Below are 24,797 nucleotides of genomic sequence, written 5' to 3' on the forward strand. Positions count from 1 at the left end.
GGCAGGCCCGGGAGGACACAGATGACGAAGTTTCTGTCTTGCTCATGCGTGTGGGCATTGCTTGCCCTGGTTGGCTGCGGCGCCGGCAGCGGCACGGATTCGGAGTCGGGGACCGCTGATAGCGAACCCGCTACGGCGGATACAGGGGTGAACGATCCCGCGACCATCGAAGCCGGCAAGCAGATCTTCCGCTTCGACACCTTCGGCAACGAGACGCACTGGACCCAGACGTTGCGACTCCACGAGATCGTCGACAGTGAGATCCAGCCAGTGGAAGCCTTGGCACTGGGGCTGAAGGTAGACCTCGACAAGCTGGATTTCACCAAGTTCGTGCTGAAAAACCCATTGTTCGCCAGCGGCACGCGCGAATTATTGCGGCAGGACGCCGTAGTCGGATTAAAGGCAACCTTCGACGAGAAAGGCCGCATCGCGACCCTTGGGGTGACCTGCGCGTTATGCCATTCCACCGTCGATAATGCCTTGCTCCCTGGCATCGGCCACCGGCTCGACGGCTGGCCTAACCGCGACCTCGATGTGGGCGCCATCATTGCAATGTCGGCAGCGCTGACCGCGGAGCAGAAAGCCGTCTACAAGTCGTGGGGCAAAGGCAAATACGATCCGCGCTACAACCTGGACGGCCGAAACGGGCCCGTGGTCATCCCCCCTGCCTATGGTCTGGCGGGCCTCAACCGGGTGACCTTCACCGGCGATGGCGACAACATTGCCTATTGGAACCGCTACGTCGGTGTCACTCAGATGGGCGGGCATGGCACGTTCACCGAACCACGCACGGGGGTCAGCGTCACCAATGGCAGCGACGATCTGATCAGCAGCAAGCTGCCGGCCCTGCAGGCGTACCAGTTGTCTCTGGAAGCGCCACGACCACCCGCACGCATCGATGCCGAGGCAGCGCAACACGGCAAGGTCCTGTTCGACGGCGCTGCCCGCTGCGCTACCTGCCACAGCGGGCCCAAGTTCACTGACGCCAATACCCGACTGCATGCCCTTGCTGAAGTGGTCAGCGAGCCCGAACCCGAAGGTGCTCCCAGCTATGCCTCGCGTGGCGCGACCAAGCAGTATCGGACCTCACCGCTACGAGGCGTCTGGCAACATCCGCCGTATTTTCACAACGGCACCGCTCCAACCCTGGAAGCCGTGGTAGCGACCTACAACACCAAAAAGTCGCTCGGTTTGAGCCAGGCGGATATCGCAGATATCGCGGAATACCTGAAGTCGCTGTGACGTCGCGAGAAGCTGCATTGCCCGTAGGAGCTGGCTTGCCAGCGAATAGCCCCTTATTCGCTAGCAAGTTAGCGCCTACAAGGCTCCTGTACCGACATAGCCAATGAGTTCCCCCCATAGGATCAGACCGTAGGGTGCGCTGTGCGCATCGACTTCAGGAACCGCTTCGACACCCCGTCACACCGCCGGTGCGCACGGCAAACCCTACCGGAGTGACCTCATCCCCCCAGAGACCCCTCCCATCAGAACGAAAGCGCCCTGCCCAGAACATCTCCGCGCGGGTCGCCTTCGCGGCTTACCAGCGCGTAGTTGTAGCCATCCCTCGACCAGTACCGCGCCTCCAGTTCGCCGTCGCGACGCTGGCCCCTCTTCATGCTCGGATAGAGCGAGCCCGGCGCTCGCAGGTACAGGCTGACCCGTTGCCCCTGGCCATCCTCGAACAGCAACAACGCCGCGGCCCCCTGCTCCGTCACCAGCCAGCGCCCACCCACCGGGTTGAAGCCATAGGGGCTGAGATCGGGAATCCGCGCCGCGTGGCTGAAGCGCTGGTCCAGCCAGGCCTGGAGTTCTCCGGGCCGGGTCACCTGGATATCGACCACAGGACTCGCCGAAAACAGCCGGTGGGCCTGCAGGGCGTCCTGCATGGGTGGATTCGCGGCCGCGAGGCTCATGTCCCGTGCCTGCCAACCACCGATGCCACCAGCACCCAATGCCAGCACGAAGGACGCGGCCAAGGCGAGGCGCCGCTGCTTGCGCGCGTGCATCGAGCGACGTATCGCCCGGGGGTCCAGGCGCGGGTTAGGTGCCAACCCCGGACTGGCGAGTGCCGCCCGTAGCGCCTGAGCGTCGCGGCGCCAGGCTTCCACTTGCGCCGCCGCCTCAGGGTTGGCTGCCAGATAAGCCTCCACCGCCTGGCGTTGCTCAGCATCCAGCTGGCCGTCGAGATAGGCGTGCAGGTCGTCTTCACCGGGATGGAATACGTTCATTTGAGTACCCGAAGCTGAGGGTTGGACATCTCGCCCTCGGCCAGTTCGCGCAGCGCCTTGCGCGCGCGGGACAGCCTGGACATCACGGTGCCGATGGGGATTGCCAGGGTTTCAGCGATCTCCTTGTAGCTGAGCCCTTCGACGCTCACCAGCAGCAACAGCGCACGCTGCTCCGCCGGCAGCCGGCCAAAGGCTTCCAGGGTGGCCTGGTTGACCACGAGGTCCTCGGTGGACGGCGCTTCCTCACTACGCGCGCCGAAGAACTCCAGCAGCCGCGCATGACGTCGGGCGCGGCGCTGACCATCGAGGAACTGCCGGTAGAGGATGGAAAACAACCAGGCGCGCAGGTTGCCGTCGCCCTTGCTGCTCCAGCGGGAAAGCGCTCGTTCCAGTGTCGCCTGGACCAGGTCGTCGGCACTGCTGGCATTGCGCGTCAGCCACAGAGCAAAACGCCGCAGTCGCTGTAACAACTCCCGCAGTTCCGCGTCTTCAATCATGTTCATAGCCAGTTCGTGTGCCGCTCTTGCCAAGGGTGCGACGGGTAGACGCGCGAAGCAGGATTTTATTCCCGGCCGGGAATAAAGGTCGCCCGCCTGCGTCATACCGGCTCATGGACAAGGGCATATCGCCCGGGAGTATCGCATGAGCAAGGCAACACCCAAGGGATTAGACCTGGCGGCACGGCTGGCCGTGATCAGCCTGACCATTGGCGGCCTGGCAGCAGGCTTCGCCTATGCCGCCGGCTGGATCGGCGGCGAACGTCTGACGCCACAACAAATCATCGACGCCTTCGAGGCCAACGCCGGGAAGTTTCCCGGCTACCGCAAGAACCACGCGAAAGGCATCTGCATTACCGGGCACTTCGAGAGCAGCGGCCAAGCGACAAGCCTGTCCCGCGCCAGCGTATTCGCGCCCGGCAAAGTGCCGGTGATCGGTCGCCTGGCCATTGGCGGGAGCAATCCGCACGTACCGGACGCCGGCGTTCCGGTCCGCAGCATGGCCCTGCTCTTCCAGCTACCCGGTGGAGAGCAGTGGCGCACTGGCATGAACTCTTTCCCAGTGTTGCCGGTAGCCACTCCGGAAGCGTTCTACGAACAGGTATTGGCCTCGCGTCCCGACCCCGCTACCGGCAAGCCGGACCCGGCAAAGATGCAGGCATTCTTCGCCGCCCACCCGGAAAGTACTGCCTTCCGCCAATGGGCCCAGACCGCGAAACCCAGCAACAGCTTCGCCAACGTCGCCTACAACGGCGTCAATGCCTTCCGCCTGGTGGATGCCGACGATAATGGCCACTACGTGCGCTGGTCGATGCAGCCCGAGACGCCCTTTGAACCAATTGGCGAAGCCGGTAACGACCCGGAGTTTCTCAGTCATGACCTGCAGCAGCGCCTCTCCCAGGGCCCCCTGCGCTGGCATCTGATACTGACTTTGGCCGACCTCGGGGACCCCACCCACGACGCAACTCGCCAATGGCCGGCCGATCGCAAGCAGGTGGACGCCGGCACCCTGGTGGTGGAAAGCGCAGAATCTCAGGACACCGGCGCCTGCCGCGACATCAACTACGACCCACTGGTGTTGCCCGGCGGCATCGAGGCCTCGGACGACCCGATTCTCGCCGCGCGCTCGGCCGCCTATGCCGTGTCCTACAACCGCCGCACCCGTGAAGGTGCGCCACACCCCGAGCAAGGAGCCCAGCCATGAGCGCACCGACCCATTTCAATCCGTTGCTGCGTGTACTGCACTGGCTGATGGCGATCCTCTTGCTGGCCATGCTGTTCATTGGCGTCAGCATGGTGGGCGACCTGTCCCCCCGCCACAGCTTACTGATTGCCGTGCACAAGCCTCTGGGCCTGGTGCTTCTGGTGCTGGTGCTGATTCGCCTGGCTGTGCGCCTGGCCCGCCCCGTGCCAGAGCTGCCCAGCGACATGCCCGGCTGGCAGCAGAGGATCGCCAAGCTTTCGCACCTGCTGCTCTATGCCCTGATGTTCGCCTTGCCGTTGGTGGGCTGGGCCATGCAATCGGCGGGCGGTTATCCGCTGGTGCTCCACGAGTCCCTGCTACTGCCGCCCATCGTCTCGCAGGACGCGCAGCTCTATGCCCTGTTGCGCCTGGCCCACACTGTACTGGCGTACCTGCTGTTCATCAGCATCCTGGCGCACCTGGCGGCGGCCCTCTACCACGCGCTCATCCGCAGGGATGACGTGCTCTCGAGCATGACCACCGGCAGCGGCATCCCTTCGATGCCCGATGGTCAGTAGACGCGGGACTACCCGCAAATTCCCTCTCCAGCAGGAGAATCCACCATGAAAACCCTTGTAGTCGCCTTGAGCCTCAGCCTTGTCTCCACCGTCGCCCTTGCCGCCAATACGGGCCAGAGCGCACCGCCGGTTACTCAATACGAGTACGGCGTGCACCTGGATATCGCCCGGGTCCTGGAAATGACCGACCTGTCGACTTTCTGCGGCATCGGGCCGGCACGCATGACCTACGAAGACAGCCAGATGCAGACTAAGACCCTGGAGTACCTGGTCTGGGGCACCGGCTGCAAGAACGACTACTGAGAAGCCGTAGGTTGGGCTGAGCGCAACGAAGCCCAACAGCCGATCGTTGGGCTTCGCAAGCTCAGCGCCAACCTACGAAACCCGGGCTCTCGCCAGCGGTCCATAGCAGATTGCCAACCGCGCCCGAGGTCTATCCCTTGAAAAACCCGTTCCCGCTACTGTTCGCCACACTTCTTGCCGCCCAGGCCCACGCCTCCAGCGACCAGGCCTGGAAGGAGCACGACGCCCGCCTGCTCAGTGCCTGCAAGGCCGTCAGTGGTCTGCAGGACGTCCATCCCGCCGGCCAGCCGGTGCTCTTCGATGACCGCCTCGGGCTGACCGCCCTGGTGCTCGAGGGTCGCTACCCCCAGCCCCATATGAAAGACCAGCGCGGCCGCGAGCTGTGCCTGTTCGAACGCAAGTCGCGCAAGGCGCATATCGCCGAGGCCGACACCCTGTTGGACACCCGCAAGCCCTGAGTCAGAACCAGCCTTTCCACTTGAACCAGGCATACGGCAGGATCGCCGATACCACCATCAGGCCCAGCGCCACCGGATAGCCGAACGCCCAATCCAGCTCCGGCATCGAGCGAAAGTTCATGCCGTACACCGTGCCCACCAGGGTCGGTGGCAGGAAGAGTACGGCGGCAATGGAAAACACCTTGATGATGCTGTTCTGCTCGATGTCGATCAGCCCCAGGGTGGCGCTAAGGAGGAAGGCGATCTCGTCGAACATCTTTGCCACGTAATCCACCAGGGAGCGGATGTCCCGCTCGATCGAACGCGAGCGATCCAGCCCCTGCTCGCTCAGCCAGAGCTCCGACCACGCATTCGAATAGTCCACTACCCGACCCATGCCGGTCAGGCTCTCGCGCAACTTCACCAGCGCCGAGTTGTGCCGGCCGAGGCGCTTGACCACCTGTTGCAGGTCGGTCCGGCTGCCCTTGCTTCTGGGCGCTGCGCCGCGCTCCTCGCTGAACACCGCGCCGGACATCTCATCCAGTTCACGCTGCATCAGCTCCAGCATGTCGGCAATGTGGTCCACCACACTGCCGCACAGGGAGAGGAATATCTGCTCGCTGGACGCGTGAGTCTCAGGCTCGCGAAGGAACTTGTCCTCCAGGTATTCGAAGAACGGCAGGTTGGCGTAGCGCACTGTCACCAGGTAATCGGGCGCCACCACGAACATCACGTCGCTGGAGATCGGCCGCTGCTCGCGCAGGCCGCTCACCAGGGTGGCATTCATGTAGAGGGTGCCGGCGTGCTGATAGAGGCGCGAGGTTTCCTCGATCTCGACAATGGCCTCGCGGCCTGGAATCTCCACGCCCAGGGCCTCGGCGATGAAAGCCGCTTCCCCCGGTTCGGGGTCCATCAGGTCGATCCACAAGGTGCCTGGCGGAATGGCCACGCCGGGCTGGCCTGCAGTGGCGTGCAGGACGCCGCCATCCTGCGCGTAGTAGTGGATCATCCATTGGCTCCTTGGGCGTCTGGGAATGAGTAAAGCACCGGTCATGCCCTGCGAAGACGCGTCTGGCGGACCGGGAGGCACGCGCCCGGCACCTGGGCTAGGTTGAGACCAAGGCAAAGGAGACAACCATGACCCAGCGCAGATCACCCGTGGAGCCGGGCGAAGCGGTGCCCTGGTTCACCAGCAGCACCCCTAGCCGCGAGCGTTTCACCTTCGACACCGCAGCCGGACGCTACATCGTCCTGAGCTTTCTCGGCTCGACGTCAGACCCGACGGCATCCCGCGTACTCACAGACCTGCTTGCGCGCCGCGAATATTTCAACGACGACCAGGCGAGTTTCTTCGGCGTCATCGTCGACCCGCGCGACCGCGACCAGCAGCGCATCCGCGATCTACTGCCAGGCGTTCGCTTCTTCTGGGACATCGACCGCACAATCTGCAACCTCTACGGCGTCCAGCGGGAAAATGGCGCGATTCGCCAGATGACCTATGTGCTCGACCCGCGGCTGCGGGTGATTGCGGTGCTGCCTATCGCCACGGGTGGCGAAGGCCATGTCGATAACGTCCTCGCCCTGCTCCAGGCGCAGGACCCCGTCCCTGCACCGGCTACCGCCCAGCCTCAGGCGCCGGTCCTGGTGATCCCGCGCATCTTCGAACCCGCCCTGTGCCAGAAACTGATCGATTACTACGAGCGTCAGGGCGGAAGCGAATCCGGCTATATGATCGAACGCGACGGCATGACGGTCGAAGTCCTCAAGCACGAACACAAGCGCCGCCGCGATTGCGCATTGGAGGACGAGCAATTGCGCCAGACCTGCATGCACCGCATCACCACGCGACTGATCCCCGAACTGCTGAAGGCCTTCCAATTCAACGCCACACGCATGGAGCGCTACCTGGTCGCCTGTTACGACGCCGCGGAAGGCGGCCACTTCCGCCCCCACCGCGACAACACCACCAAGGGCACCGCACACCGCCGCTTCGCCGTCTCCCTGTTCCTCAACAGCGGCGAGTACGAAGGCGGCCAACTGCGCTTCCCGGAATTCGGCCGCAGCCTCTACTGCGCCCCCACGGGCGGCGCCGTCGTGTTCTCCTGCTCGCTGCTGCACGAGGCCACGCCCGTCACGCAAGGCCGCCGTTACATGTTCCTGCCCTTCCTCTATGACGAAGAGGCCCGGCGCATTCGCGAAGAAAACCAGCAGTACCTGGCCAGTCAGGCCGAGCAGTGATCAGCCACCTGCTTTATCATTTCGCCCCCGCCGCAATTGATGATGGATGAACGCCTGATGACTCACGAAAACCTGCTGGATGCGCTGCTGGCCGCCGATATGCTGCTGATCGACGACCTGCACGCCTGGGAGTTCGATCTCGACGAAGTGCTGGTGGAAGCGCTGCAAGCAGGCCAGCCCGGCGAACCCGAGGCCCAGTTGCTGTGCATTGCGTGCATGGACGGACGCACCCGCCGCGAATGGCGCTTCACCCAGGCGGCCGTGCAATCTGCGCGCTTCGACAGCGCCACTGGTTGCTGGAAACTTGCAGGGGCCGAAGGCGACCACGCCCTGCTCTGCCTGGACGCTGTCGGCGGCGATGCAGAGGATGAAGACGAGCAGGAGTAACACTCCACCACCGGTGCGCGCAGCGCACCGAGTGCAGGATCGGTTCAGCCAAGCGATACCGCTGTACCTGTAAGTGACTGGTGTACCTCTGAGGTTCAGGTCAGCACATTGCGAATGAAGCGGACGAGCACGTCGCCTTCATTGGCATAGGTGTAAAGCTGGTCGCTGCCGAACACCAGGAAATCCCCGGCGCCCACCTGCTGCTTCTCCTCGCCGCGCAGCACACTGAGGCTGCCCTCGATCACGTAGATCATCTCTCGCCAGCCCTCGGCATCCGGTTCAGCCGTATAGCGCTCACCGGGCTCCAGCGACCAGCTCCAGAGTTCGACCTCGTGTCGCGTCGCGGAACTGGCCAGCAGGGTCGCGCGGCTACCCGGCTTGGAGCCGACCCAGGCGACAGCATTGATACGCGAGCGATCGGGACGATCCGGCCGTTGCACCAGGTCCGGGAAAAGCACGCCGAGGGCTGCGGCAATGCGATCCAGCGTGGCGAGGCTGACATTCACATCGCCGCCTTCGATACCCACCAGCATGCGTCGACTGACACCAGCGGCGCCGGCCAGGGCTTCCTGGCTCAGCCCCGCCGCGCGACGCAGGCGGCGAACGTTTTCAGAAACATGTTCGAGGACGTTGGGGCGCTCATCTGACTTGGGCAACATATTGCTCACACCCTGGCTTTTGCGCATTATGTTGCACATAACCAGTAAAACACGCCACCCCTACCGTCTTGCCGGATCTGCCTCCATGACCTCGCTGTCGCGTCGCCTTGCTTCCACCCTGCTACCCGTTGCCGTCCTCATGGTGGCCATGGCCTCGATCCAGAGTGGCGCCTCCCTGGCCAAGTCACTGTTCCCGGTTATCGGCGCCCAGGGCACCACAGCACTACGCCTGGTGTTCGCCGCCGTCATCCTTACGCTGATCCTGCGCCCGTGGCGCGCGCGCATCAGCAAGAATTCCCTGCTGCCGCTGATCATGTACGGCCTCGCACTGGGCGGCATGAACCTGCTCTTCTACATGTCACTGCGTACCATTCCGCTGGGCATCGCCGTCGCCCTGGAATTCACCGGCCCGTTGGCCGTGGCGCTGTTCGCATCGCGCCGGGCGATCGACTTCATCTGGATTGGCCTGGCGGTACTGGGCCTCTGGCTTCTCCTGCCGCTGGGCAAGAGCGAAGGCCACCTGGACCTGACCGGCATGGCCTACGCACTTGGCGCGGGCGTCTGCTGGGCTCTTTACATCCTCTACGGCGCGCGTGCCGGTAACGACCATGGCATGCAAGGCGCTGCCCTGGGGGTGCTGGTAGCAGCCCTGTTCGTCGCCCCGATTGGCATCGCCCATGCCGGCGCCGACTTGCTGCGCCCGGAACTGTTGCCCGTGGCGCTGGCCGTCGCCCTGCTTTCCACCGCCATTCCCTACACCCTGGAAATGGTCGCCCTCACCCGCCTGCCGGCGCAGACCTTCGGCACCCTGATGAGCATCGAACCAGCCTTTGGTGCTCTCTCGGGCCTGATCTTCCTTGGTGAACAGCTTTCGCTGCTGCAATGGTTGGCAATCCTCTGCATCATCCTTGCGTCCGTCGGTTGCACCGTCACCGCGACACCCCGCCAACAGACCCCGCCACTGGTACCCGCCGACTGAGCACGGGCATTTCCGTTGAACACCCTCTTGCGGAAGTCAGGTAATTCTCCGCACGCTATAGCGATCCGGACCGCGCCTTACAGGTACCTCAATGAACAGACTTCCCTATGTCGCCACCGGCTGCCAGCCGGTGAACTGGCAACTCGACCAGATCGTCAACGACCTGCGCGACGCCCGTGCCCAATGGCGCGCCCAACATGGCCGCCTGCAGGACCGTGGCGGTCGTGAACTGCCGTCGCGCGTTACCGTCGGGCAGATCATTGAAGCCCTGTCCGGCGCCCTCTTCCCCATGCGCCTCGGCCCGGCTGATCTGCGCGAGGAAAGCGAGGACTTCTACGTCGGCCATACCCTGGACGTGGTGCTCAACGCGCTGGCCGGCGAAGTGCGCCGTGAACTGTCCTATGCCGCGCGCCAGAACGGCGTCAGCGGCGACGATATCGCCTGCCAGGCGATCGAGATCGTCAAAGGGTTCGCCGCCACCCTGCCCAAGCTGCGGATACTGCTGGACACCGACGTGCTGGCCGCCTACCAGGGCGACCCGGCAGCCCGCAGCGTGGATGAGGTACTGATCTGCTATCCGGGTGTGCATGCAGTCATCCACCATCGCCTCGCCCACTACTTCTACACGGCCGGCCTGCCGCTGCTGGCGCGGATGATCGCCGAGATCGCCCACTCGGCCACGGGCATCGACATCCACCCCGGCGCCCAGATCGGCAAGAGCTTCTTCATCGATCATGGCACCGGCGTGGTCATCGGCGAGACGGCAATCATCGGTGAGCGGGTGCGCATCTATCAGGCCGTGACCCTGGGCGCCAAACGCTTTCCCGCAGACGAGGAAGGCAACCTGCAGAAGGGCCAGCCGCGCCACCCGATCGTCGAAGACGACGTAGTGATCTATGCCGGCGCCACCATCCTCGGCCGTATCACCATCGGCAAGGGCTCCACCATCGGCGGTAACGTCTGGCTGACCCGCAGCGTGCCGGAGCACAGCAACATCACCCAGGCGAACCTGCAGAACGAGTCGGGGGTGTAAGGCCGTTTGTGGCAGCCAATTATTGTGGGAGCGAACTCATTCGCGATTGAAATCGCTCCCACATTGGCCTGACAGGCGCTCGACAGAGCCCCCCTCTGCAAACCCTATCCGGCCAGCCCATGCAATAAACAAAACCGGCCCCATCAGGGGCCGGTTTTCATTGCGCGGTCGTCTCAGCGCAGCTTGTCGACCATCGCGGCGATCACCGACAGCACATCCTTGCCCAATCGCTTGGAACGATCACCGTTCCAGGCCGTACGCGGGTGCGGATTGTCGTCGTGGTCCTTGAACGGCATTTCGATGGTGAAGGACAGGCAATCGAAAGCCATGCCCACCGCATTGCAGGCCAGCGTGGTATTGGCCTGGCCGGGTTCGTCGCGGGGATAGCCGAACGTCGTCTGGAACTCTGCGCCCATGTCGACTAGACGCTGGCGGAACTCGGATTCCAGGGCTTCCAGGCGCGGCGTGTATCCGGGGTTGCCCTCACAGCCGGCGGTGAACACATGGGGAATTTCCTCGTCACCATGGATGTCGAGGAAAAGGTCCACACCCACCTTGCGCATCTCTTGCTGGACGAAGAACACCTCGGGCGTTTCCGTGTCGTTGGCCGACTGCCAGGCGCGGTTGAGGTCCTTGCCGGCGGCATTGGTGCGCAGGTGGCCACGGAAGGCTCCGTCCGGGTTCATGTTCGGCACCAGATAGAGGTCGGCCTTGGCCAGCAGCGCGTCCAGTTCGGAATCGCCCTGCTTCGACAGACGCTCGATCACGCCTTCCATGTACCACTCGGCCATGTGCTCGCCAGGGTGTTGCTGGGCAATGATCCAGACCTTGCGCTGGGCATTGGGGTTGCGGCTGACCCGAAGCAGCGGAATCTCGCGGCCTTCGATGCTCTTGCCAATTGCCACGATCTCAGCGCCCGCCTTGTCCAGGGCTTCACTGATCAACCATTCGTGGCGCGCGCGGCTGTACGGTTCGAAGTAGGCGAACCAGATCTGCTCGTGGGTGGGCTCCAGAGCGAAGTGCAGGCCCTTGTCGTCGAAGTTGCTGGGGACACGGAACCAGTGAACCTGATCATAGGAGGCGGCGGCGTTGTAGCCGGTCCAGGCATGACTGTAGGCGGACTGGCCGGCATTGGTAAGGCTGAAGCTGTGGCGCTGGCCGGGGGTCAGGCCGTCGACTTTGAAGTGGAACCACTGGAAGTGGTGGCTCTTCAGGTCCGGACGCATGGCCAGCAGCACCTGTTGCGGGTTGCTGGCGTCAATTACTTCGATATTGCCGCTGTCGAAGTCCGAGCTGATCTTCATGGATACCTCAGGGGCGGTGTTTCACGGTTGCGACAGCATCGCAGGTCGAATCGTGCGGGGAAATCGTCGGGGCGACATCGACGGACAGCCGGCGCCCCGCAGGGTCACTCGCCGCGATCTTCCAGACGAGCCAGGCGTGCTTCCAGGTCGGCGACCCGAGCTTCCAACTCTTCGATCCGCGCATCAGCGGCGGCGCGTGACTCGCCCCGCTCCGGCTGGCTGGCACGAGCCTCCAGCAGCGCCTCCAGATCGGCCGGTTCGCCCATCAGGTGCATGTAGCGATCTTCCCGCTGGCCGCCCTGGCGCGGCATCAATACCGCCAGCCCGCGGGCGATCAGGCGTTCGAGCTGGTGCCGGACGTCCTCGGTATCGTCGAAGTCGGTCAGGCGATTGCTACGGGTCAGCAGCTCACCGAGGGTCTGCGGGCCGCGCAGGAGTAGCAGGCCGATAAGGATCAACTGCGGCTGCACCACTTCCAGCGCCTTGTCAGCTCGCTGCTCCCAACGGTCTGCACGGCTGCCCATCACCAGCTTCACCAGGTTCAGCGCCTCGAGGTTGCGCAGCGACTGCCCAGCCTGCCCGGGCGTGACATTCATTACCGGCTCGCGGCTGGTCTTCTGGTTGCAGGCCAGCACCAGGGCGTTAAGGGTCAACGGGTAGGACTCGGGTGTTGTGGCCTGTTTTTCAATCAGGCTCCCGAGCAACCGAGCCTCGATTGCATTGAGTGGCGCGTCGGCAAATTGGGCATGGATCTCGGTGGACATAGCACTATCCGTTTGCTGAAAAGTGCCACTAGCCTAGTCCCCGCCGGCTGGCGAGAAAAGCATTCCTCCCTGCCGCCTTCCAATCAGTGTTTTCAGGGCAGGCAGCAGAAGTGTTCGACAACTGACGCAGCCGCTCTGGAATAGCCATCACAGATAGCTAACCGGGTTGGAATGAGTGGAGACTGATACTTCAGTGGTGATGTTTGAAGGGTGCCGCAGCCATATCCAATCGCATAATTCGATTATACCAATTTCAGGAAAAAGCCTTTCCACTTTGCGCAACCACTCCCTGAAAAATCTCTTAAGCCATTGTTTTTAATGATATCTCCACAACTATCATTAACGTCGATGGTAACCATTACACAGGATCACTTCTTCATCGAAATCACATCAGTAACATGGGCCCCGTAGACAAATTCCAACCCTCCACGAGGTGCCCGAAAATGAAAAAGCAAATCCTTGCCAGCCTGTTCATCGCCAGCCTGTCTGCCACTGCCTTTGCCCTGCCGAAAGGCGTCACCGTTACTGAAAGTGGTTCAGATCGCACCTCGATCCATCGCGTAGCTGAAGGTGGCGCCGACCGTACCGGTACCAACCGCATTGCCGAAAACGGCTCCGAGCGTTCGCAATCCCTGCGCGTTGCCGAAGGTGGCTCCGACCGCACCAAAGCCTTCGATGTTGCCGAAAACGGCTCCGAGCGTTCCCAGTCCCTGCGTGTTGCCGAAGGTGGTTCCGACCGCACCAAAGCCTTCGATGTCGCCGAAAACGGCTCCGAGCGTTCCCAGTCCCTGCGTGTTGCCGAAGGTGGTTCCGACCGCACCAAAGCCTTCGATGTCGCCGAAAACGGCTCCGAGCGCTCCCAGTCCCTGCGCGTTGCTGAAGGTGGCTCCGACCGTACCAATGCCTTCCGCGTAGCCGAAGGTGGTGCCGACCGCACTGGTGCCAACCGCATCAGCTGATCCCGGAGCAATCAAGAGGCAGGCAATTACGATGTATGCAGTTTCTCGAAAGGCAGAAGGCGCCACTTGTGGCGCCTTCTTTCATTTCGGGAGATCGGAAAAGATCACTTCAGGTTACGTGGCATAGCGCTTCGCGGGATGGGACTCACCCTTCCAGCCGCACAGTCACCCCTTCCCCTTACTTCACCAGGCTCAGTCGTTTGTCGGTGAACACGCAGATCACCCCGGCCTCGTTGTACATCACCTGGTAATTGAAGTCGCAGTAGGCCGCCGCCACGCTCAGCGGCAGGGACTGGTTGACGGCTTTGCCCGCCTTGAACCAGGACATCTGGCCGGATTTGCACAGCTTGGCCTCGGCATCGGTACTGTAGGTACACAGCACAGCCTGGTCGATGGGCTCTTCTTTCAGGCAACCAGCCAGCGGCAGGGCCACGAGACCGACGAGTGCGAGTTTCTTCAATGGGGACATGGAGAGCTCCGTGTTGGGTCGATCCGCCATATGCGGACCCGGGACCTTTGATCCATGGCCCCGCGCCGGGTTCCGCAACTGGATCAGGTATAGCCGGTATAAAGCAGCATTCCCCAGGACATCAGGAAAGTTGCCGCCAGCCCGACCAGGTAGTAGCCGCCCGCAAGCAACAGCTTGAAGGACAGCCGACGGGGTGAATCGTGGATCAGTGGAAGAGCGGAAATGGCCGGCACCAGAAACATACCGAACGTGCTCAAGCTGGAATTGAACAGCCAGTGGATCTGGAAGAACTCATGGAGAAACTGGGCAAGGAAAATGAACAGGACGGGTGACCAGACAGGGGCGACCAGCAGCGTAGCCTCCACCGGGTCCCGGAATGAATGTTTTTGCTCGCTCTGGATGCCCATTCCGCCCCCCATGCAGGTGGCCCGCGGCTCGATAGCCGCGCTTTTTGTGAGGCTAGACAAGACTGTCGGCAGCGCAAGCCATAGCCGACATGCTGCCATCCGACGGCCCTGGCCGGCACAGGGTCTATAGTCGATGGAAATCTTGTTTTCCGTCGAACGCCCCACCGGAGGCACGTAAATGGACACCAGCCATCACTCCCTCAGCGCCCTCTTCGATCAACTCGGCCTGCCCTCCGGAAAGTCCGAGATAGACAGCTTTGTCGCCGGGCATCGTCTGGCGGTGGGACAGGCCCTGCCTGACGCGCCATTCTGGAGCCAGTCCCAGTCCAGCTTCCTGCGCGACGCCCTGCTGGATGACTCCGACTGGGCCGAGGAAGCCGACGAACTGGCGGTACTCTTGAGCAAATAGACGAAACAAAGAAAGGCGGCCACTTGGGCCGCCTTTTTTGCTGGCTGGGATCAGAAATCCTGAACCGCGGGACGCAGCACCACCTCGTTGATGTCCACGTCGGCCGGTTGCTCAATGGCGTAGGCGATCGCCCGTGCCACGGAATCGGCCGGAATGGCCATCTTGTAGAACTCGCCGACAGCCTGGGTGCTTTCCTGGTGGGAGCTGCCGTGCTTCAGCTCGGAATCCACGGCCCCGGGAGAGATCACCGTCGTACGGATAGAACCATCGACTTCATGGCGCAGACCTTCACTGATAGCGCGTACCGCGAACTTGGTGGCGCTGTAGACGGTGCCGCCCGGACTGAACACCTTGATGCCGGCCACCGAAGCGACGTTGATGAAGTGACCGCCGCCCTGCTTGCGGAACAGAGGAAGCGCCGCAGCAATCCCGTGGAGTACGCCCATGACGTTGATATCGAACATGCGCGACCACTCGTCCACCTTGACCTCATCCATGGGTGCGATGGCCATCAGTCCCGCGTTGTTCACCAGCACGTCTACGCGACCGAAACGCTGTACCGCACCTTCGATCAGTGCGGCCACCTGCTCGGCCGAAGTCACGTCGGTGGCGATTGCCAGGGCTTCGCCGCCGTTGGCTTCGATCTCGGCGACCAGGCTTTGCAGGCGCTCGACCCGACGCGCACCGAGCACCACCTTGGCACCCTTGGATGCCAGGTGACGGGCGGTGGATTCGCCCAGACCGCTGCTGGCGCCAGTGATGACCACGACCTTGGAAGAAATGTTGTTGCTCATTGAGGGCACTCCAGAGAAGCCCGGAATCAGGATGAATCCGGTAACTGGACGCCAGTATCGGAAAGCTCTTACCGCCACGGAATGGAATAGTTAGGATTTTGAAATTCCAAAAAACGGAACACACACCATGTTCAATCGCATCGAACTTCTGCGCATTCTCTGCGTAGCCGCCGAATCGCCCAGCTTCCGCGAAGCTGCCACCCGCCTGGGTGCTTCGCCGCAGACCGTGACTCGCGCCATCAAGGACCTGGAAGACCAGTTCGGCGAGCCGCTGTTCCACCGCAGCACCCGCCATGTGCAGATCACCGCCTTTGGCGAACGGCTTGTCAGCCAGGCCCGTGAAGCCCTTGCCGGACTGGACCAGCTGTTCCAGCAACATGGCGGCAAACGCGAAGAAGAAATGGCCGGGCGCGTGGGTATCGCCGCGCCACGCTCGGTAGGTCGGCGTTTCCTGCTCCCGGTACTGGCGAAGATCGCCCGTGAGCATCCGCGCATCCATTTCGATATGCGCTTGTCCGACCAGCTCACGGACTCGGTCGAACAACAGATCGACCTCGGCGTGCGCATCGGCTTCATCCGCGACCGCCGCTACATTGCCCGGGCCGTAGCGCAGATTCCGCTACTGGTGGTCGGGGCTCCGGAACTGTTGCAGCGCCACGGCGCACCTGGGACGGTGGACGAGCTGCACCACACGCCCACCACCGCGCTGATCGACAACAACACCGGACGCGTCTGGCCCTGGATGTTTGCCGAGGGGAGGCAGATCCAGCCGGCCAGTGCCGCTTTCTGTACCGACGACCCAGAGAACGAACTGGAAGCCGTGCTGGCCGGATTCGGCTTCGGCCAGCTACCCAGTTACCTGGTCGACCCGCACATCCGCGCCGGCCACTTGAAAGTGGTGCTCCAGGAGCAGGCGCCACCGCCCTGGGAGATGTTCATCTACCGCCCGCAACAAGGCCCGGTATCACCGCGGGTTCGACTCGTCCACGACCTGCTGGTGGAGCATCTGTCCGATCCCACGCTCGTGCCGCAGCGGTAGGCAGCCTTGCGAATGCGTGAGCCTTTGCAGGAGCAAGCTTGCTCGCGAAAGACAGTGTGTGGACTGTTCGCGAGCAAGCTCGCTCCTACAAGTTCGGCAGCTAGCCAGGCGCTCGAGATCCGGTCATGCCATCGACAGAAGTGATGTTCACCATCACGCCCAATCAATTCCGCACTGGACACCTCGGCGGCACTATCACTCCATCGGCCTTGCGGCCAACCGGAACGAGACCAACGCCATGTCCGCCGACCCGCGCATCAGCGACAACCTGTATCAGGTCACCCACGTGACCCTCGATGAACTCCGCCTGCACTTCGAAACCGAAGTGGTAGTCGGCCTGGAAGACGGCAGCCTGGCCGTGCGCAAGGCCCCCACTCCGGTTGCCGAGCGCAAGGCCCTGCGCGAACTGATCTGCGCCGCCCAGGCCGCCTGAATCAGGCCTGCTGCACCTGCTTCGGCAGCGGCAGCTTGTAGATCCGCTGGCCCACCGCCGCGTACAGCGCATTGGCCACCGCCGGCGCAATCGGCGGTACGCCTGGCTCCCCAACCCCGCTAGGCGCTTGTGCCGATGGCATGATGTGCACCTCCACCACTGGCATCTCGTTGATCCGCAGTACCTGGAAGTCGTGGAAGTTGGACTGTTCCACCACCCCGTCCTTCAAGGTGATTGCGCCGTGCAGTGCGGCAGCCAGGCCGTAGCCTATGCCACCTTCCATCTGCGCCCGGATCACGTCTGGATTCACCGCCACCCCGCAATCCACCGCGCAGACCACTCGATCCACCCTGTAGCTGCCATCGGCCTTCACGGTCACTTCCGCCACCTGGGCAACGAAGGAGCCGAAGGATTCGTGCACGGCGATTCCACGTCCGCGCTTCTCGCCCTCTGCACCCGGCTTCAGTGGTTTGTCCCACTCCGCTTTCTGCGCTGCCAGCTCAAGTGCGCCGAGATGGCGTGGCTTCTTGCCGAGCAACCCTTGGCGGTACGCGTAAGGGTCCTTGCCGGCGGTCGTGGCCGCCTGATCGATCAGGGTTTCCACCGCGTAGGCCGTGTGGGTGTGACCCACGGAGCGCCACCACTGCACCGGCACGCCGATGTCATCCGGCGTGTGCAGCTCCACCTGGAGGTTGGGCACCGCGTAGGCCAGGTTGGACGCGCCCTCCACCGAGGTGTGATCAATGCCTTCCTTCACCATCGCCCCCTCGAAGGCCGTGCCCTTGAGGATGGACTGCCCCACCACTCGCTGGTGCCAGCCCTGCAACCGGCCCTCGCCATCCAGCGCCAGGCGCGCCCGGTGCAGATAAGCCGGACGGAAGAAGCCTGCATGGGTGTCATCTTCGCGGGTCCAGACCAGTTTCACCGGTACGTCCTGGCCTTTGGCCCGGGCCGCCTTGGCGATGGCCACCGCCTCCAGGAGGTAGTCCGACTGCGGGTTTGCACGACGACCGAAACTGCCACCCGCGTAGAGCTGGGTCAGGCTGACCTTCTCCACCGGGATGCCCAGGTACTTGGCGATGGCCAACTGATCCACCGTCTGGAATTGCTCGCCGTTCCAGACATCGCATTGTCCCGCGGATATCTTCACCAGGCAGTTCATCGGCTCCATGGCGGCATGGGCCAGATAGGGAAACTCGTAGTCGGCCTCGATCAGCTTGGCTGGCTGTGCCAGGGCCGCGGCGATATCCCCCTGTTTGCCGGCGATTCGGCCCTCCTTGCCGGCGGCCTCGCGGTAGCGGGAGAAGATTTCCTCACTGCCAAGCTTGAACGCCTTGCTTTCATCCCACTCCACGACGAGCGCATCGCGGCCCTGGCGCGCCGCCCAGGTGTTCTTCGCCAGAACCGCTACGCCGGATCGGCCGTGGGGAGCATCCTTGAACTCCACCACCTCGACGACGCCGGGCACAGCCTTGGCCTTGCTTGCATCCACCGTCTTGGGAACGCCGCCGAAGCGCGGCGGATAGGCAACCACAGCGACCAGCATGCCGGGCAACTTGAAGTCCTGGGTAAAGGTGGCACTGCCGTCGGTCTTGTCGGCGCTGTCCTTGCGGGAGAGCCGTTCCTTGCCAATCAGCGTGAAGTCCTGGGGCGACTTGAGTGACACCTCCGCCGGCACAGCCTGACGCGCCGCCGCGTCGGCCAACTCACCGAAACCGGCCTTCTTCCCAGAGGCAGCATGGCTGACCACGCCTTTGCTCACGGTGATCTCCGCCACTGGCACTTTCCACTGCTCGGCGGCGGCCGATACCAGCATGGCGCGTGCGATGGCACCGGCCTTGCGCATTTGCTCATAGGAATTGGCGATGGCTGAACTGCCGCCTGTTCCCTGCATCGGCCCGAAGGCCAGGTTGTTATAGAGCGCAGCGTTGGCCGGTGCGCCCTCGACCTGTACCTGGTTCCAGTCGGCATCCAGTTCTTCTGCCAGCAAGGTGGCAAGACCGGTGTAGCTGCCCTGCCCCATTTCGACGTGCTTGGCCAGAACGGTCACTCTGCCATCACCGGCAATACGCACGAAGGCATTGGGCATGAAAGGTTCGGCGCTTGCAGCCAGGGCGTCACCGCCTTTCAGCAAGGGGGCAAAGGCGATGCCCAGCGCCAGGCCGCCGCTGCCCTTGAGGAAGGTCCGCCGGCTGACATTGAGGATGCCGCTGGCGGCTCGGGTTTCGGTTTCGAACGTGCCCATGTCGACTCTCCTCAGGCCAGGGTGCCGGCCGCTTCATGGATGGCGGCGCGAATGCGCACGTAGGTGGCGCAGCGGCAAATGTTGCCGCTCATCGCTGCATCGATATCGGCGTCGCTGGGTTTGGGATTGACGCGCAACAGAGCCGTGGCGGACATGATCTGCCCGGACTGGCAGTAACCGCACTGCACCACGTCGAGATTGCGCCATGCGGTCTGCACGGCTTTGCCCACCGGGTCTTCAGCCACCGCTTCGACCGTGGTGACCTTCTTACCCACCACCATCGAGACCGGGGTGATGCAGGAGCGGGTCGCCTGGCCGTCGATGTGTACGGTGCAGGCACCGCACAGGGCCATGCCGCAGCCGTACTTGGTTCCGGTGAGGTTGGCGACATCGCGCAAGGCCCACAACAGCGGCATATCTGCAGGCACGTCGAGCTCAACGTCCTTGCCATTAAGGTTCAGGGTAATCATCAGGCGTACCACCTCGGACTGGATGGTTCAGGGAACCGGCCGGCAATGCCGAACCGGCATTCGGGAACAAGACAATGATGGTTCAGGCGCCCCGATCGGGGCGAATTCACGCCGACTGGCGCAAGCGCGCGATATCGCGCAGCGGCGGCGCGCCGAACAGCCGGCTGTATTCACGACTGAATTGCGATGGGCTCTCATAACCCACGCGGCCACCTGCGCTGGCGGCATCCAGGGCTTCCACCAGCATCAGCCGGCGGGCCTCCTGCAAGCGCAGCTGCTTCTGGAACTGCAGCGGGCTCATGGCCGTCATCGCTTTGAAGTGGTGATGCAGGGCCGAGGTGCTCATGTTCACCTCATTGGCCAGGCGTTCGATCTGCAGCGGCTGGTGGAAGTTCTGCCGCAACCAGTTCACGGCGCGGCCGATGCGATGGCCCTGGGTGCCACTGCTGGCAATCTGGCGCAACTGCCCGCCCAGTTCGCCGCGCAGCAGGCGGTAGAGAATCTCCCGGCGAATCATCGGCAATAGCACGGGAATATCTTCAGGTGCGTCCAGCAGGCGCAACAGACGCAGCACGGCATCCTGCAGGGACGCCGTCAGGCCATTGACCGCCAGGCAGCGCGGACAAGGACGCGGCTCCTGGGCAGGGATATCGAGCTCCATCAGCAGCGCGCTGATTTCCTTGGGGTCCAGGGAAAGGCGCAGACTGAGGAAAGGGACTTCCGGGCTGGCTTCGAGCACCTGGCCGATCACCGGGACGTCGACCGATACGATGAGGAACTGCGAGGGCCCGTAGTAATAGGTTTCCTCGCCCAGCAGCACTTTCTTGCGCCCCTGCACCACCAGGCCCAGGGCGGGTTCGTAAAGACAGTGCAGCGGCTCGCTGGGAAGGGAGGTGCGATATACCAGCAAGCCCGGAACATCCGTTTCATAGACGCCGTCTTGCCTGGCGAATCGTTCAATGAAGTGCACCAGCTCCTTCTGCTGGCGCGCAGCCGTATCCGATTCCTGCGCGGCAAGGAGCGCATGTGCATTCATGGTTTCGACCCTCGATGAAGATGGGCCAACTCTACCCATGAGATGCATGGGTAGTCTCGTACCTGGAAGCGGTTCAAGAGAATCAGGCAATAATCCAGCAGAAATCGGCTATCGATCCGGCCGCCTCGCGCGGCACACTGCCCAACATTCCACAACAAGACAGATTCGGGGCGGACCCTAGGGCCCGCCCCGCCTTCCTCAGTCGGCAACCTTCATCACCACACGCCCACCTGCCGGGCAGGTTTCCATGTGACGGTTGGCCTCGACGAAGTCCTCGAACGCGAAGACGCGATCAATCGGAGGCTTCAGCAGATGATCACGGGTCATCTGGTTGATATGGTCCAGCGCCCGCTTGACCGAAGCCTCATTGGTCTCGATGCCCAGCTCCGGCGAACCGGTGAAGTCGAGTACGCAATGACGATAGAACTGCAGATGTTTCTTGAACGCGGCGCAAGCCGGGAACGCTGTGTCGTTACCGCCGTTGCAGCCATAAACGACCAGCTTGCCGCGCTGCGCGGCGACGTCGCCCAGAAGCTTCATCTGCTGGCCGGCGCACTGGTCCAGGACCACTTCGACACCTTTGCCCTGGGTGAAGCGCTCGACCTCCAGGACCAGGTCCTGCTCTTCGGTGACGATGATCTTGTCGGCACCCAGTCCTTTGATAAAGGCACGGCTTTCCGGGTAGCTGGTCGATGCGATCACCTTGGCACCCAACGCCTTGGCCAGCTGCACCGTCTGCGGCGCCAGGCAATGCCCTGCCTCGGTGACCAGTACATGCTGGCCCGGCTTCAGGCCGCCCAGATCTACCAGGGCGAAATAGGCCATCAGCAGCGGCGTGTAGTGGATGGCGGCTTCCTCGGGCGTCAGCGCGTCGGGATAGGCCACCAGCCCATTGCGTGGCATCAGCACCAGATCGCCCCAGGCCGGATGATGGCTCGGCGTGCTGGCCGGGAAGCTGGCAACTGGCGTACCGGGGGTCAGGTCGTCAACGCCTTCGCCAACGGCCTCCACAATGCCGGCCATTTCGGAGCCAAGGCCGGAAGGTAGCTGGGCAGGTTGCTCGGCAGCCAGGTTCTGCCGCCAGAGCACGTCCCGCCAGCCCACACCCAGGGCCTGGGCACGAACCAGTACTTCACCCGGCCCCGGAATGGGGGTGGGCATCTCGTCCAGTTGAAGGACTTCTGGGCCTCCAAACTGGTGAAAACGGATCATGCGGGACATCACATACCTCGCCTGTTGACTCTTCATAGCCACGGACTCTATCCGGGCTTTATCTACAAAACCACCTGCAGCCATTGATAGTTGTCATAAACGGCGATGATGTGAGCCTTGACGACCGGTCATTGGAACTGCACCTTTCACACATTAATTACGGATGATTCCATGAACCGGAACGACCTGCGAAGAGTTGACCTCAACCTTCTTATCGTGTTCGAGACGCTCATGCATGAGCGCAGCGTAACGCGTGCGGCAGAAAAATTGTTCCTCGGGCAGCCGGCTATCAGTGCTGCGCTGGCCCGACTGCGGACCTTGTTCGACGACCCGCTGTTCGTCCGTACCGGCCGCAGCATGGAGCCGTCGGCCCGGGCCATGGAGATCTTCGCCCTGCTCTCCCCGGCCCTGGACTCCATCTCTACCGCCGTCAGCCGCGCCGCCGACTTCGACCCCGCCACCAGTAATGCGGTATTCCGGATCGGCCTGTCAGACGACGTGGAGTTCGCCCTGCTCCCCGCCCTGCTTCGCCGCCTGCGCGCCGAAGCGCCCGGTGTGGTGCTGGTGGTGCGACGCACCAACTATCTATTGATGCCCAACCTGCTGGCTTCCGGCGAGATATCCGTGGGCGTCGCCTACACCGAGGAGCTGCCGGCCAACGCCAAGCGCAAGACCCTGCGTCGCTCCAAACCCAAACTCCTTCGCGCCGACTCGGTCCCCGGCGCACTGAGCCTGGACGACTACGCCGACCGTCCGCATGCCCTGGTGTCCTTCGCCGGCGACTTGGGTGGCTTCGTCGACGAAGAACTGGCCAAGGTAGGGAAAACCCGCAAGGTGGTCCTCGCTGTACCCCAATTCAACGGCCTGGGCACCCTGCTCGCTGGTACCGACCTGGTAGCCATGGTCCCGGACTATACGGCCGCAGCCCTGACCGCCGCCGGGGGCCTGCGCGCCGAAGACCCACCTCTGCCGGTCCAGTCCTTCGAGCTGTCCATGGCCTGGCGCGGCGCCCAGGACAACGACCCCGCCGAGCGCTGGCTGCGTTCACGCATACAAATGTATTGCGGGGACCCGGACAGCCTGGAATAACGGCCTCGCGAAGCCCCTCATTTTGTAGGGGCGAATTCATTCGCCATGTCTGCGTTAGTTGTTGCGAGAGTTTTTCAAACTGGCCAATAGCCTTGTAGGAGCTGGCTTGCCAGCGAAGCGCGGCCATTCGCAGGCAAGCCAGCTCCTACGGGCAATGCAACTGCCAGCAACACGCAACGCAGACATCGCCATTTCACGAAGGCCTGCCCATCAGACTCTCAGGGGACGCTGCGCATCCCTCGGCGATTGAAATCGCCCCTACAGTTCCCGAATCCATAACCCCGCCCTGATCAATCACTTCCAGTAATAGTCATCTTCAGGGCGTTCGATTCGTCTGGTCGAAACGCCGCAATCAGACTCCGCCCATTCATAAAACCAATTGGCGGAGCTGTCCCATGGAAGCAATACAGAAGAATCTCTGGCGTTACCCTCTTACCCTCGCGGCGGCGGTGGTACTGGTAGCCTGCGGCAAGGCACCGGAAGCCACGCTCAACCAAGCGGCCCCCAAAGTCAGCGTCGCCGAAGTGATCGAACAGCCCCTCAACGAATGGGACGAATTCACCGGCCGCCTGGAAGCTCCGGAGTCCGTGGAAATTCGCCCGCGCGTCTCCGGCTACATCGACCGCGTAGCTTTCGATGAAGGCAGCCTGGTGAAGAAAGGCGACCTGCTGTTCCAGATCGACCCACGCCCCTTCGAGGCCGAGGTCAAGCGCCTGGAAGCCCAGCTGCAGCAAGCCCGCGCCAACCAGAACCGTGCCGCCAACGAAGCCCGCCGCGGTGAGCGCCTGCGCCAGAGCAATGCCATCTCCGCCGAACTGGCCGACGCTCGCGCCAGCGCTGCCACCGAAGCCCAGGCCGCGGTCGCCGCCACCCAGGCCGAACTGGACAACGCCAAGCTCAACCTCAGCTTCACCCGCGTGACCGCGCCCATCGACGGTCGCGTCAGCCGTGCCGAAATCACCGAAGGCAATCTGGTCAACGCCAGCCAATCGCTGCTGACCTCGGTGGTCTCCACTGACAAGGTCTACGCCTATTTCGACGCCGACGAGCGCGCCTTCCTCAAGTACGTGGAACTGGCCCGCAAGACCGGCTCCGACACCCGCGCCGCCAGCCCCGTCTACATGGGCCTGTCCAGCGAAACCGGCAACCCGCACCTGGGCCAGCTGGACTTCCTCGACAACCAGGTCAATCCGCGCACCGGCACCATCCGTGGCCGCGCCGTGTTCGACAACAAGGACGGCCGCTTCACCCCTGGCCTCTACGCCCGCATCAAGCTGGTTGGCAGCGAGACCTACCCCGCCGCGCTGATCAAGGACGAAGCCATCGGTACCGACCTGGGCAAGAAGTTCGTCCTGGTGCTCGGTGACGACAACAAGGTGAACTACCGCTCCATCGAACTGGGGCCGAAGCTGGAAGGCCTGCGCATCGTTCGCAGTGGCCTGGCCAAGGGCGAGACCATCGTCGTCAACGGTCTGCAACGCGCCATGCCTGGCGCCCCGGTGGAACCGCAGTCAGTCCCCATGGCTGACGAATCCACCCTCGCGCAACTGGCACGCCTGCGCCAATCGGTCGACAGCAGCAACGCCCCACGGGTGGCTGAGCAGAGCGCCAAAACTTCCGTCGGCCCGCGCGGCTGAGGTAGCAC

At 63.1% G+C, this 24,797-nt stretch carries 28 protein-coding genes; 15 read left to right on the forward strand and 13 right to left on the reverse strand.

Going from position 1 to position 24,797, the window contains the following annotated elements; genetic code table 11:
• Nucleotides 1-21 precede the first annotated feature (21 nt).
• Complete coding sequence (locus D6Z43_RS07390) at nucleotides 22-1,242, forward strand: c-type cytochrome (protein WP_120651321.1); 1,221 nt, start codon at nucleotides 22-24, stop codon at nucleotides 1,240-1,242.
• Between the two features lie 242 nt (nucleotides 1,243-1,484).
• Here D6Z43_RS07390 and D6Z43_RS07395 read toward each other — a convergent pair whose 3' ends face one another.
• Together D6Z43_RS07395 and D6Z43_RS07400 are read right to left on the reverse strand one after the other, a co-directional pair.
• Complete coding sequence (locus tag D6Z43_RS07395) at nucleotides 1,485-2,228, reverse strand: anti-sigma factor (protein ID WP_120651322.1); 744 nt, start codon at nucleotides 2,226-2,228, stop codon at nucleotides 1,485-1,487.
• On the reverse strand, nucleotides 2,225-2,731 hold the full coding sequence (locus D6Z43_RS07400; protein ID WP_120651323.1) for a sigma-70 family RNA polymerase sigma factor: 507 nt from the start codon (nucleotides 2,729-2,731) through the stop codon (nucleotides 2,225-2,227). The genes D6Z43_RS07395 and D6Z43_RS07400 overlap by 4 nt, the downstream gene beginning before the upstream one ends.
• Nucleotides 2,732-2,870: 139 nt before the next feature.
• Here D6Z43_RS07400 and D6Z43_RS07405 point away from each other — a divergent pair, with 139 nt between their 5' ends.
• From D6Z43_RS07405 to D6Z43_RS07420, 4 genes are all read left to right on the forward strand, one after another.
• Nucleotides 2,871-3,929 carry a catalase family peroxidase gene (locus D6Z43_RS07405; RefSeq protein ID WP_120651324.1) on the forward strand — a complete coding sequence of 353 codons (1,059 nt, stop codon included), beginning with the start codon at nucleotides 2,871-2,873 and terminating at the stop codon, nucleotides 3,927-3,929.
• Nucleotides 3,926-4,486, forward strand: a complete 561-nt coding sequence (locus tag D6Z43_RS07410) for a cytochrome b (protein WP_120651325.1) — start codon at nucleotides 3,926-3,928, stop codon at nucleotides 4,484-4,486. Before D6Z43_RS07405 ends, D6Z43_RS07410 begins: the two co-directional genes overlap by 4 nt.
• A 45-nt stretch (nucleotides 4,487-4,531) precedes the next feature.
• Nucleotides 4,532-4,789 carry a DUF2790 domain-containing protein gene (locus D6Z43_RS07415; protein WP_120651326.1) on the forward strand — a complete coding sequence of 86 codons (258 nt, stop codon included), beginning with the start codon at nucleotides 4,532-4,534 and terminating at the stop codon, nucleotides 4,787-4,789.
• Nucleotides 4,790-4,926: 137 nt separating this feature from the next.
• A complete protein-coding gene (locus D6Z43_RS07420; protein WP_120651327.1) occupies nucleotides 4,927-5,247 on the forward strand; it encodes a hypothetical protein in 321 nt (106 codons plus the stop codon).
• A 1-nt stretch (nucleotide 5,248) separates the two neighbouring features.
• On the opposite strand, the gene D6Z43_RS07425 is transcribed toward D6Z43_RS07420, so the two are convergent.
• Nucleotides 5,249-6,235, reverse strand: coding sequence for a magnesium transporter CorA family protein (locus D6Z43_RS07425; protein WP_120651328.1), 987 nt, complete (start codon nucleotides 6,233-6,235; stop codon nucleotides 5,249-5,251).
• Nucleotides 6,236-6,363: 128 nt separating this feature from the next.
• On the opposite strand from D6Z43_RS07425, the gene D6Z43_RS07430 reads away from it, so the two are divergent.
• Nucleotides 6,364-7,464, forward strand: coding sequence for a 2OG-Fe(II) oxygenase (locus D6Z43_RS07430; RefSeq protein WP_120651329.1), 1,101 nt, complete (start codon nucleotides 6,364-6,366; stop codon nucleotides 7,462-7,464).
• A 57-nt stretch (nucleotides 7,465-7,521) separates the two neighbouring features.
• Entirely contained in the window at nucleotides 7,522-7,851 is a 330-nt protein-coding gene (locus tag D6Z43_RS07435) for a DUF5629 family protein (protein WP_120651330.1), read from the forward strand.
• 95 nt (nucleotides 7,852-7,946) lie between these two features.
• Here the strand turns inward: D6Z43_RS07435 and D6Z43_RS07440 are convergent, their stop codons facing one another.
• The gene (locus D6Z43_RS07440) at nucleotides 7,947-8,537 is read right to left on the reverse strand and encodes a helix-turn-helix domain-containing protein (protein WP_256660967.1); all 591 of its coding nucleotides are present in this window, start codon (nucleotides 8,535-8,537) and stop codon (nucleotides 7,947-7,949) included.
• A 58-nt stretch (nucleotides 8,538-8,595) separates the two neighbouring features.
• Here D6Z43_RS07440 and rhtA point away from each other — a divergent pair, with 58 nt between their 5' ends.
• Entirely contained in the window at nucleotides 8,596-9,489 is an 894-nt protein-coding gene (gene rhtA / locus D6Z43_RS07445) for a threonine/homoserine exporter RhtA (RefSeq protein ID WP_120651332.1), read from the forward strand.
• Between the two features lie 91 nt (nucleotides 9,490-9,580).
• Nucleotides 9,581-10,522, forward strand: coding sequence for a serine O-acetyltransferase EpsC (gene epsC / locus D6Z43_RS07450; RefSeq protein ID WP_120651333.1), 942 nt, complete (start codon nucleotides 9,581-9,583; stop codon nucleotides 10,520-10,522).
• 173 nt (nucleotides 10,523-10,695) lie between these two features.
• On the opposite strand, the gene D6Z43_RS07455 is transcribed toward epsC, so the two are convergent.
• On the reverse strand, nucleotides 10,696-11,826 hold the full coding sequence (locus D6Z43_RS07455) for a M14-type cytosolic carboxypeptidase (protein WP_120651334.1): 1,131 nt from the start codon (nucleotides 11,824-11,826) through the stop codon (nucleotides 10,696-10,698).
• Nucleotides 11,827-11,930: 104 nt separating this feature from the next.
• On the reverse strand, nucleotides 11,931-12,590 hold the full coding sequence (locus D6Z43_RS07460; protein ID WP_120651335.1) for a YceH family protein: 660 nt from the start codon (nucleotides 12,588-12,590) through the stop codon (nucleotides 11,931-11,933).
• Between the two features lie 443 nt (nucleotides 12,591-13,033).
• Here D6Z43_RS07460 and D6Z43_RS07465 point away from each other — a divergent pair, with 443 nt between their 5' ends.
• On the forward strand, nucleotides 13,034-13,549 hold the full coding sequence (locus D6Z43_RS07465) for a hypothetical protein (protein WP_120651336.1): 516 nt from the start codon (nucleotides 13,034-13,036) through the stop codon (nucleotides 13,547-13,549).
• A gap of 178 nt (nucleotides 13,550-13,727) precedes the next feature.
• Here the strand turns inward: D6Z43_RS07465 and D6Z43_RS07470 are convergent, their stop codons facing one another.
• Together D6Z43_RS07470 and D6Z43_RS27825 are read right to left on the reverse strand one after the other, a co-directional pair.
• Nucleotides 13,728-14,018, reverse strand: coding sequence for a hypothetical protein (locus D6Z43_RS07470; RefSeq protein ID WP_120651337.1), 291 nt, complete (start codon nucleotides 14,016-14,018; stop codon nucleotides 13,728-13,730).
• A gap of 83 nt (nucleotides 14,019-14,101) precedes the next feature.
• A complete protein-coding gene (locus D6Z43_RS27825; RefSeq protein WP_153922107.1) occupies nucleotides 14,102-14,611 on the reverse strand; it encodes a hypothetical protein in 510 nt (169 codons plus the stop codon).
• On the opposite strand from D6Z43_RS27825, the gene D6Z43_RS07480 reads away from it, so the two are divergent.
• Nucleotides 14,604-14,834 (forward strand): DUF2789 domain-containing protein, encoded by a 231-nt coding sequence (locus D6Z43_RS07480; protein ID WP_120651339.1) that lies wholly within the window; start codon nucleotides 14,604-14,606, stop codon nucleotides 14,832-14,834. The two genes, D6Z43_RS27825 and D6Z43_RS07480, sit on opposite strands and share 8 nt — an antisense overlap.
• Nucleotides 14,835-14,884: 50 nt before the next feature.
• Here D6Z43_RS07480 and D6Z43_RS07485 read toward each other — a convergent pair whose 3' ends face one another.
• The gene (locus D6Z43_RS07485; protein ID WP_120651340.1) at nucleotides 14,885-15,628 is read right to left on the reverse strand and encodes an SDR family oxidoreductase; all 744 of its coding nucleotides are present in this window, start codon (nucleotides 15,626-15,628) and stop codon (nucleotides 14,885-14,887) included.
• A gap of 127 nt (nucleotides 15,629-15,755) precedes the next feature.
• On the opposite strand from D6Z43_RS07485, the gene D6Z43_RS07490 reads away from it, so the two are divergent.
• Both D6Z43_RS07490 and ptrC read left to right on the forward strand, forming a co-directional pair.
• The gene (locus D6Z43_RS07490; protein WP_120651341.1) at nucleotides 15,756-16,667 is read left to right on the forward strand and encodes a LysR family transcriptional regulator; all 912 of its coding nucleotides are present in this window, start codon (nucleotides 15,756-15,758) and stop codon (nucleotides 16,665-16,667) included.
• A 238-nt stretch (nucleotides 16,668-16,905) separates the two neighbouring features.
• A complete protein-coding gene (ptrC, locus tag D6Z43_RS07495; protein ID WP_120651342.1) occupies nucleotides 16,906-17,100 on the forward strand; it encodes a type III secretion system co-regulatory protein PtrC in 195 nt (64 codons plus the stop codon).
• Between the two features lies 1 nt (nucleotide 17,101).
• Here ptrC and D6Z43_RS07500 read toward each other — a convergent pair whose 3' ends face one another.
• The 4 genes from D6Z43_RS07500 to D6Z43_RS07515 all read right to left on the reverse strand — a co-directional run bounded on the left by D6Z43_RS07500 (nucleotide 17,102) and on the right by D6Z43_RS07515 (nucleotide 22,072).
• Nucleotides 17,102-19,345, reverse strand: a complete 2,244-nt coding sequence (locus tag D6Z43_RS07500; RefSeq protein ID WP_120651343.1) for a xanthine dehydrogenase family protein molybdopterin-binding subunit — start codon at nucleotides 19,343-19,345, stop codon at nucleotides 17,102-17,104.
• Between the two features lie 11 nt (nucleotides 19,346-19,356).
• Nucleotides 19,357-19,815: a (2Fe-2S)-binding protein gene (locus D6Z43_RS07505; RefSeq protein WP_120651344.1), complete on the reverse strand. Its 459-nt coding sequence runs from the start codon at nucleotides 19,813-19,815 to the stop codon at nucleotides 19,357-19,359.
• Nucleotides 19,816-19,921: 106 nt separating this feature from the next.
• On the reverse strand, nucleotides 19,922-20,851 hold the full coding sequence (locus D6Z43_RS07510) for an AraC family transcriptional regulator (protein WP_120651345.1): 930 nt from the start codon (nucleotides 20,849-20,851) through the stop codon (nucleotides 19,922-19,924).
• Nucleotides 20,852-21,049: 198 nt separating this feature from the next.
• Complete coding sequence (locus D6Z43_RS07515; protein ID WP_120651346.1) at nucleotides 21,050-22,072, reverse strand: zinc-dependent alcohol dehydrogenase family protein; 1,023 nt, start codon at nucleotides 22,070-22,072, stop codon at nucleotides 21,050-21,052.
• A gap of 162 nt (nucleotides 22,073-22,234) precedes the next feature.
• Between D6Z43_RS07515 and D6Z43_RS07520 the strand changes: the two genes are divergently transcribed.
• Both D6Z43_RS07520 and mexE read left to right on the forward strand, forming a co-directional pair.
• Nucleotides 22,235-23,152 (forward strand): LysR substrate-binding domain-containing protein, encoded by a 918-nt coding sequence (locus D6Z43_RS07520; RefSeq protein WP_120651347.1) that lies wholly within the window; start codon nucleotides 22,235-22,237, stop codon nucleotides 23,150-23,152.
• A 395-nt stretch (nucleotides 23,153-23,547) separates the two neighbouring features.
• Complete coding sequence (mexE, locus tag D6Z43_RS07525) at nucleotides 23,548-24,789, forward strand: multidrug efflux RND transporter periplasmic adaptor subunit MexE (RefSeq protein WP_120651348.1); 1,242 nt, start codon at nucleotides 23,548-23,550, stop codon at nucleotides 24,787-24,789.
• Nucleotides 24,790-24,797 lie beyond the last annotated feature (8 nt).

The sequence above is a fragment of the Pseudomonas sp. DY-1 genome, from assembly GCF_003626975.1.
Taxonomy (GTDB): domain Bacteria; phylum Pseudomonadota; class Gammaproteobacteria; order Pseudomonadales; family Pseudomonadaceae; genus Metapseudomonas.

Bases quoted from the DNA above. Each gene is read 5' to 3' on its own strand.
- D6Z43_RS07430 (WP_120651329.1), top strand. From the start codon at position 6,364: ATGACCCAGCGCAGATCACCCGTGGAGCCGGGCGAAGCGGTGCCCTGG.
- D6Z43_RS07415 (WP_120651326.1), top strand. From the start codon at position 4,532: ATGAAAACCCTTGTAGTCGCCTTGAGCCTCAGCCTTGTCTCCACCGTC.
- D6Z43_RS07405 (WP_120651324.1), top strand. From the start codon at position 2,871: ATGAGCAAGGCAACACCCAAGGGATTAGACCTGGCGGCACGGCTGGCC.
- D6Z43_RS07465 (WP_120651336.1), top strand. From the start codon at position 13,034: ATGAAAAAGCAAATCCTTGCCAGCCTGTTCATCGCCAGCCTGTCTGCC.
- D6Z43_RS07395 (WP_120651322.1), bottom strand. From the start codon at position 2,228: ATGAACGTATTCCATCCCGGTGAAGACGACCTGCACGCCTATCTCGAC.
- D6Z43_RS07500 (WP_120651343.1), bottom strand. From the start codon at position 19,345: ATGGGCACGTTCGAAACCGAAACCCGAGCCGCCAGCGGCATCCTCAAT.
- D6Z43_RS07480 (WP_120651339.1), top strand. From the start codon at position 14,604: ATGGACACCAGCCATCACTCCCTCAGCGCCCTCTTCGATCAACTCGGC.
- D6Z43_RS07490 (WP_120651341.1), top strand. From the start codon at position 15,756: ATGTTCAATCGCATCGAACTTCTGCGCATTCTCTGCGTAGCCGCCGAA.
- D6Z43_RS07485 (WP_120651340.1), bottom strand. From the start codon at position 15,628: ATGAGCAACAACATTTCTTCCAAGGTCGTGGTCATCACTGGCGCCAGC.
- epsC (WP_120651333.1), top strand. From the start codon at position 9,581: ATGAACAGACTTCCCTATGTCGCCACCGGCTGCCAGCCGGTGAACTGG.
- D6Z43_RS07400 (WP_120651323.1), bottom strand. From the start codon at position 2,731: ATGAACATGATTGAAGACGCGGAACTGCGGGAGTTGTTACAGCGACTG.
- D6Z43_RS07520 (WP_120651347.1), top strand. From the start codon at position 22,235: ATGAACCGGAACGACCTGCGAAGAGTTGACCTCAACCTTCTTATCGTG.
- D6Z43_RS07440 (WP_256660967.1), bottom strand. From the start codon at position 8,537: ATGCGCAAAAGCCAGGGTGTGAGCAATATGTTGCCCAAGTCAGATGAG.
- D6Z43_RS07410 (WP_120651325.1), top strand. From the start codon at position 3,926: ATGAGCGCACCGACCCATTTCAATCCGTTGCTGCGTGTACTGCACTGG.
- D6Z43_RS07505 (WP_120651344.1), bottom strand. From the start codon at position 19,815: ATGATTACCCTGAACCTTAATGGCAAGGACGTTGAGCTCGACGTGCCT.
- D6Z43_RS07460 (WP_120651335.1), bottom strand. From the start codon at position 12,590: ATGTCCACCGAGATCCATGCCCAATTTGCCGACGCGCCACTCAATGCA.
- D6Z43_RS07390 (WP_120651321.1), top strand. From the start codon at position 22: ATGACGAAGTTTCTGTCTTGCTCATGCGTGTGGGCATTGCTTGCCCTG.
- D6Z43_RS07515 (WP_120651346.1), bottom strand. From the start codon at position 22,072: ATGTCCCGCATGATCCGTTTTCACCAGTTTGGAGGCCCAGAAGTCCTT.
- ptrC (WP_120651342.1), top strand. From the start codon at position 16,906: ATGTCCGCCGACCCGCGCATCAGCGACAACCTGTATCAGGTCACCCAC.
- mexE (WP_120651348.1), top strand. From the start codon at position 23,548: ATGGAAGCAATACAGAAGAATCTCTGGCGTTACCCTCTTACCCTCGCG.
- D6Z43_RS07470 (WP_120651337.1), bottom strand. From the start codon at position 14,018: ATGTCCCCATTGAAGAAACTCGCACTCGTCGGTCTCGTGGCCCTGCCG.
- D6Z43_RS07455 (WP_120651334.1), bottom strand. From the start codon at position 11,826: ATGAAGATCAGCTCGGACTTCGACAGCGGCAATATCGAAGTAATTGAC.
- D6Z43_RS07435 (WP_120651330.1), top strand. From the start codon at position 7,522: ATGACTCACGAAAACCTGCTGGATGCGCTGCTGGCCGCCGATATGCTG.
- rhtA (WP_120651332.1), top strand. From the start codon at position 8,596: ATGACCTCGCTGTCGCGTCGCCTTGCTTCCACCCTGCTACCCGTTGCC.
- D6Z43_RS07510 (WP_120651345.1), bottom strand. From the start codon at position 20,851: ATGAATGCACATGCGCTCCTTGCCGCGCAGGAATCGGATACGGCTGCG.
- D6Z43_RS07425 (WP_120651328.1), bottom strand. From the start codon at position 6,235: ATGATCCACTACTACGCGCAGGATGGCGGCGTCCTGCACGCCACTGCA.